The organism is Aquiflexum sp. (genome assembly GCF_977115555.1).
The window spans coordinates 1-6,231 of the sequence record NZ_CDSBKL010000248.1 but is presented as its reverse complement, the minus strand read 5'-3'; the positions used below and the strand labels follow the sequence as shown (position 1 = coordinate 6,231).

Sequence of the window (6,231 nt, the reverse complement as noted above, 5' to 3'; positions counted from 1 at the left end):
CAAACTCCACAGCCACTTGGCCACTGTCATGGCCGGATCCGGCTTTGTTTTTTCTGACAAACTGGGCTACAAAATTTTCTTCCCCAAAAATCTCCTGGCAGAGCAATTTGAGTTGCGCAATTTCATTGTGATCGATAGAAATAAAAATCGCCCCGGAGCTTTTCAAAAGATTTTTTGCAAGATTTAGGCGCTTCCACATAAAGGAAAGCCATTTGCTGTGCCTATAGCCGTCATTGATATCCACATAGCGGTCATTGTATAGGAATTCGTTTTCCTTCCCGGTATTGTATGGAGGATCGATGTAAATGAGATCAATTTTGCCTTGATGGCTTTGATTCAAGACCCTTAGAGAATGGAAATTATCTCCGTCGATCAGCAAATGAGTTGGTTGATGGGCATCATTGAATATTTCTTTGTCAGAAATTTCTTCCAAAATAGGAGTTTTGTTTTCACATTCGGCGACCACTTTCTCAGGTTCCTTTTCTTCTTCCCACACCAAGCCGTACTTCCTGTTCCTGTCCAGATGGTGGATCATCTCAAGAAGCTGCTCTTTGGTAAACTTACTGTAATCGGTATTTGCCATTCAATTCCTGTTGAAAATCGGGAGGTTAAAAATACATTTAATTCTTAAAAAGTTCTTCCAATAATTTACTCCAATATCGAATTCCCAGATTTGATTTATTCTTTTTGGGCAAGCTCCCCATACCTATCAAACATCTTCACAAAAGTCACCCAAGGCTGATTCATTTCTTTCTCTTCCAATTTTTGGTTTGGATTTGCCATATAAGCATCAAATCCATCTAAAAAAGGAGTTACCCCAGACCAAACAGTCAGCATGACACCTGCAAACCTGTCTTTCATTTCGTCAGGATTATTTTTCCTGAACAAAAACATGTCCTCAACATGGCTGATACCTACTTCCGGTTTTCTCCAAGAACAACTGACTACATCAAATCCCTTCATTCCAAAATAAACAGGAGTACCTACAGGTTTTTCATAATGCCAATCATTGATCACAACATCTTTTGGAATCAGGTCAATGGCTCTATGAGTACTGTTATAACTTGCTTCCCACAACCCCAGTCCTGTCGTCTTCCCCTCCAATAACCTGTCTCCCCAGATCCATAGCCTTTGGTCGGATATAGCCAAATGGTTTCTGATTTTGGTTACCTCGCCGGCAAAAAGCTCCGCCTTGTCCCTGCCCTGACATCTTGGGCATTTGTCATCTCCAATGTAAAAAACCTCGTCCATTCCTGCATGGAAGGCATCAGCTTCAAACACTTCCATGATCTCATCGACCAGCGCAAATACAACTTTGTGTACTCCCGGGTGCAATGGGCAATAACTTTTGCAGTAGAGGCCATCAGGATTTGGCCACACGTATTTCTCGGGAATTTGGACATGAGGGGTTTCATCAAATTCAGGATAAACAGTAAGAAGATTTTCTGTCTCTGTCCCCCAGGATTGGTGTCCCAAGAGATTGATTTGGGGAATGATTTTGATTCCATGCTGTTTTGATGAGGCAACAAGTTTTTTTACCTCATCGCGGCTCAATGCAACTTCATCCCGTAGCTCAGGATGGCTCTCAAATTGGTAATTGTAATCCACTCTCAAAACCAAGGTATTGATGTGCCGGGGTGCAAGTTCTTCATGGATAAACTTGACAAAACGATCGACTTCATTGGGTTTTGGGGCGGCAATGGCCAAGCCCCTTATGGGCAATTCATCTTGGGCCAATCCCTGAATTGAATTGAAGCACAAAAGGAAAATCAAGAATGGAAGGATATTTTTCATGTTTCTTAAATTAATATTAAATGTATTTAATGCCAATAAATCCTCAGTTTTAATCAAATCCAATGATGTATAACCTAATTTGACTACTTCCGACTTCGGTCTTCCGTCTTCTGTCCTGTCTGTAGTGGAATTTTCGTTTCCTGGCAAAGAAGCTATTAACCATATTTTAAACTTTCAATCTAATCTTTTTCTTTTCCAATAGACCCGTTATCAAAATAATGACAAAGGCATATAACAGGCATTTTATTATTCCGACTATTCCCGTTCTCAAAACCAAAGGAAGCGAAAACCCTACAATGGAATAAAGTGCATAATGGATATAAGGCAACAAATAAGCGGTCAAGGTACTTGTTCCACCAGGTTTGATCAAGTCAAACCAAGAAGACTTCCCCTTTTTGTCCACTAACCAGATCAAACTTGCCAATACCAAAAAAGCTAACCCTGTACAGATGGTCACCCAAGAAGGCGAGGCACCGATTTTATGGATTCCCCAAAGTGGTCTTGTAACAAGCCCAAAAAGGATTAGGATAACTGTGGATGATCCAAATACCAACCAATAGTTTTGGTATTTGCCTCGGGAAAGGTAATTCTTGTAATACATTCCTCCGACTACCCCAGCCATGGCAAAAGCCGGATTGGAGCCGTCACCTGAGATCCAAAAATAAGGCTTGATGAAATGGAGAAAATCCAGCCAGCCTAACTTCTCGGCAGAATTGAAAAAAAGAAAAAACAGGAAAAAAGAAATGTATACCAACATACTTTCCCGGAACGCAAGGTAAACCAAAGCCGAAATGAGGTAGGCCCATCCGATCAGTCCAAGTATCCCCCACCAATGAAATTCCATCCAAGTTGGGTTTTCAGGCGAACCTCCCACATACAGAAATGCCAAGATCGCCAAAAGCAAAATCCCGCTGAGCTGTAAAACTGAGTTCTTTTTTTTGTTCAGATAAGAAGAATAATCAAGCCATATCAGAAAAAATGCGATGGTGATCAAAATCTGCCAAATGGGTTTTGGAAGCAATGCATCAAAATTGTTGTAATTTTCAAGATTGACATGGAATACACCCATAGTCAATAAGGCCAAAGTCCTTAAAAGGATATGCTGGATTGTCTTGGAGGTACTTTCTCCTTTTTCTACCCTTCGGGAAATGGCAAATGGGATAGACAAACCTACAATCACCAAAAATGCCGGAAAGACTGTATCCGCCAAACCCAATCCATCTTCATTGGCCGAGACGTGGCCTATCCAAGCCGGAATCCCTTCCAAAGTCCAAAGGTCATTGACAAAAATCATCAACAACATGGTGATTGCCCTGAATATATCGATAGAAAAGATACGCAAGGGCTTTTGAAAAGTGGTTTTTGGATTCATTTATGACAGCTATTCTTAAGTAAATGATTTTGACATAATTTTTAACTTTAATTGGGTGCAAATTAAAAATAGCCATTATTCCATAGGAATTTCAATAAATGCATTGTTTTTGTAAACCAGGTAAATGGTTGATTTAAAAGGAAAACAATCCCTTTAAACAGGTTTTTTTGGATCTTTAAAATCCTAACAGATAGCATTTTGGTGGAATGAATTATAGTCAAACTTTGTTAACTTAACGTAACCATTTAAACTTGAGCCATTCCATTTTGGCTCAAACTAATTTAAAATCTATGGGCCATCTTATGAATTCAATATCGATAAACATCAAAAAAGGACTCAAAACCATTGAGCCTGCTGTCATGTTATTTTCAGGAACTTACCTTTTGATTCATGGAATCCAAAACAAGAACTTTTCCCTAGGTGCGGCAGGTGGGCTGTTGTTATTCAGAGGGGGAATGGATCTTGGAAAAGTAATTGAGGAAAGTGAAATGCAAAAAGAACTCGAAACCGTCAATCAGGAAATCAAAAAATGACATGGATTGAGTTCAGTTTGATCTCAATGTTCAACTAAATCCAAGCCTCATTTTTGACAAAGATTCTTCAGAAGGAGTACAAACGTCCCTTTTTTCATCTCCTTCTCAAAGTAGCCGCTTTGAGTTGAATCTCTTTTGACAATAATCGTCATGAGCTTACATGCTTTGATCTGATTGATTTGTTTTGGCTTTCGGATGCCATCCAATATTTCGATCCCTTCCATCCAACTTGCCCAATCAAAATTTACCAAAAGACTGGAGGTATTGATATCCATTTGCATTTTTGGCCTCAGCCCGTCAAAGTCAACATATTTAAGCAAGGCCTCTTCAGTGAGTTCAAAAGGCACAGCTTTCTTGATCCGCCGAAACTCCTCCTCCATTTTGGGAATAAAATACGACAAAGACTGAATTGCTTTTTTCCCGGCTTCAGACTCAATATAAGATTCTATTTGATCCAAGGGAGTGAATTGGGGCTTCATAAAAAATAGTAAGGGAGAAATTTGAATGGCTATTCAATTTACAACTTTTATCGGAATTTGAATGGATTTTAAAATTATCCATTGACAATGCACTCCTTTATTATGAAGGGTTTTTTCAAATTTTGGAATTTTGGACTCACATAAAAAATTCCAGAACAGAATATTGCTCCAAGCAAATGAAGGATCAAAATCATATGCTTGGAGCAAAGGGACTTTTAAAATGATTATTTCCCGAACTTTCCAAAAATCCAGTCATCGGCTTTTTTTCCCTGCTCCGGATAAGTCCAATGGCCTGTCTCCGGTACGACAAACACATCTTTTGAAGCCTTGATTTCATTGAAAGCGGAATAATAGGAAGTCGGAGGACAAGTGTCATCATTGTATCCCCAAGTATAAAATCCCGGAGTTTTAAGAATTTTTGCAAAATTGACCACATCATAGTAGCCGACGGTTTCAATGACCTCAGGCTTATTAAAGTACTGAAGGTTATTGCCTCCAAAGACATGTGGCCAACCTCCTGCCCTGCCTTCGAGGTAGCCTGTCATATCACTCAAAGCCGGATACATGGCAGTGAGGTATTTGATCCTTGGATCCAAAGCCGCTGTAATGATCGACAAGGCACCTCCCTGACTTCCTCCTTGGATGCCAAGGTTTTTACCGTCATATTCAGGAAGGGAAACCAAAAAATCCACTGCACGGATGCAACCTAGATATACTCTTTTGTAATAGTAAAGGTCTTTGTCCCAGATATTGAACATCCAATAGCCATTTAAAGCCGCTGAACCGAGGTTGTTGTACACTTCGGGATTCATGTCAATCGGAATGCCGTGGATACCGATCTGCAAAGTGATCGCTCCCCGGACAGCCCTATTCATATCACCGGCATAAGGTCTGATGCCCGCACCGGGAACCAATAAAATGGCTGGATATTTTCCTCCCCCTTTTGGGACGGTGAGTACGCCATAAATTCGGCTGTTTCGTACATTTTGAAAATTGACATGATAGACATCAACCTGATCTGTGCTTCTTTCAGGTTGGTGGACCATCTTGGCATCCATCGGGATTTTGGCAAGTTCAGCTTTTCCTGTATTCCAAAACTCCTCAAAATCCTTTGGCATCTTTACTGTAGGTTTGATTTTTTCAGGTTCAAACCCAGCTGTTCCGATTCCTCTGTATTCCTTTCCATCAATAGTCGCAAATACCTCACACCTGAGGAATCCGGGATTTTTCATGGTGAATTTTTCAATCGTAGCTTTGCCGTCTTTCAGTTTTAAAGAGCCTTCTTTGATTGGCTCCATCTTTTCCTCCTTGACCACATAGCGGACATTCTCGACGGATACAGGTCTGCCGGATTGGGTGACTGATACATAAAATTCCACATTTTGGCCTGTTTTATAAGTCCAATCCTCACGGTCAGGAACAACTGATATTTCAAGAAACTGTCTTGGGATCTGGGAGAAAACTTCAGAGGAAAGGCTGAAGAAAAGTAGTAGCAGTATTCCGTAAATGAAATGTCTGTTTGGTTTAAGAGTTTTTTGGTTCATTGTCAGATTGGTTTATAGAATGAATATACTCTGAAATATGCAATTTTCCATCACGAAAAGAATCCTGTACTTTCTCCTGGTTGGCGTTGAATGTCATAGGCACTATGCGTTTCCGCAACAATTGTAAGCCCTGAATTCTTGCTACTCGCTTCATTAAGCTATTCCAGACTCTCGTCCCTACCTTTTTATTCAGTAGAATTTGTAATTCAAATTAGCTACAATTTTCTCGGTATGGGCGATTAGATGGTCCAATTGCATTCCGCTATCGTGGATGGAAAGGATAAAAGGGGCTGTTTCCTCACCCAATCACCTCCAACCTTTCCTTCAATATTTTTGAATACAACTCTTTGAAATCTTCCGAAAGAAAACTTTTTTGAATCATTTCCAACCAAGGGGATTTTGCCTGGTTCATTTTGTAAAAAATATTTTCCTGTTGTTTTTGATCATTTTATTTTTTATGACAATGATGAGGAACCGTTCTAATGGCTAAGGCAGCACCGAAGCGCGGC

At 40.1% G+C, this 6,231-nt stretch carries 6 protein-coding genes; 1 reads left to right on the top strand and 5 read right to left on the bottom strand.

Features of this window, described 5'->3' with window-relative positions; translation table 11 throughout:
- The 3 genes from ACZFYI_RS13965 to ACZFYI_RS13955 form a co-directional block, all read right to left on the bottom strand.
- On the bottom strand, positions 1-583 hold a 583-nt coding region (locus tag ACZFYI_RS13965; protein WP_462524743.1), incomplete at its 3' end, for a DNA methyltransferase.
- A 95-nt stretch (positions 584-678) separates the two neighbouring features.
- Positions 679-1,794: a family 20 glycosylhydrolase gene (locus ACZFYI_RS13960; RefSeq protein ID WP_462524742.1), complete on the bottom strand. Its 1,116-nt coding sequence runs from the start codon at positions 1,792-1,794 to the stop codon at positions 679-681.
- 166 nt (positions 1,795-1,960) lie between these two features.
- Positions 1,961-3,166, bottom strand: coding sequence for a heparan-alpha-glucosaminide N-acetyltransferase domain-containing protein (locus ACZFYI_RS13955; RefSeq protein WP_462524741.1), 1,206 nt, complete (start codon positions 3,164-3,166; stop codon positions 1,961-1,963).
- 302 nt (positions 3,167-3,468) lie between these two features.
- On the opposite strand from ACZFYI_RS13955, the gene ACZFYI_RS13950 reads away from it, so the two are divergent.
- A complete protein-coding gene (locus ACZFYI_RS13950; RefSeq protein WP_462524740.1) occupies positions 3,469-3,699 on the top strand; it encodes a hypothetical protein in 231 nt (76 codons plus the stop codon).
- A 47-nt stretch (positions 3,700-3,746) separates the two neighbouring features.
- On the opposite strand, the gene ACZFYI_RS13945 is transcribed toward ACZFYI_RS13950, so the two are convergent.
- The gene (locus ACZFYI_RS13945; RefSeq protein WP_462524739.1) at positions 3,747-4,178 is read right to left on the bottom strand and encodes a DUF6508 domain-containing protein; all 432 of its coding nucleotides are present in this window, start codon (positions 4,176-4,178) and stop codon (positions 3,747-3,749) included.
- Positions 4,179-4,402: 224 nt separating this feature from the next.
- Positions 4,403-5,722 (bottom strand): acetylxylan esterase, encoded by a 1,320-nt coding sequence (locus ACZFYI_RS13940; RefSeq protein ID WP_462524738.1) that lies wholly within the window; start codon positions 5,720-5,722, stop codon positions 4,403-4,405.
- Positions 5,723-6,231 lie beyond the last annotated feature (509 nt).

Bases quoted from the DNA above. Each gene is read 5' to 3' on its own strand.
- ACZFYI_RS13960 (WP_462524742.1), bottom strand. From the start codon at position 1,794: ATGAAAAATATCCTTCCATTCTTGATTTTCCTTTTGTGCTTCAATTCA.
- ACZFYI_RS13955 (WP_462524741.1), bottom strand. From the start codon at position 3,166: ATGAATCCAAAAACCACTTTTCAAAAGCCCTTGCGTATCTTTTCTATC.
- ACZFYI_RS13950 (WP_462524740.1), top strand. From the start codon at position 3,469: ATGAATTCAATATCGATAAACATCAAAAAAGGACTCAAAACCATTGAG.
- ACZFYI_RS13945 (WP_462524739.1), bottom strand. From the start codon at position 4,178: ATGAAGCCCCAATTCACTCCCTTGGATCAAATAGAATCTTATATTGAG.
- ACZFYI_RS13940 (WP_462524738.1), bottom strand. From the start codon at position 5,722: ATGAACCAAAAAACTCTTAAACCAAACAGACATTTCATTTACGGAATA.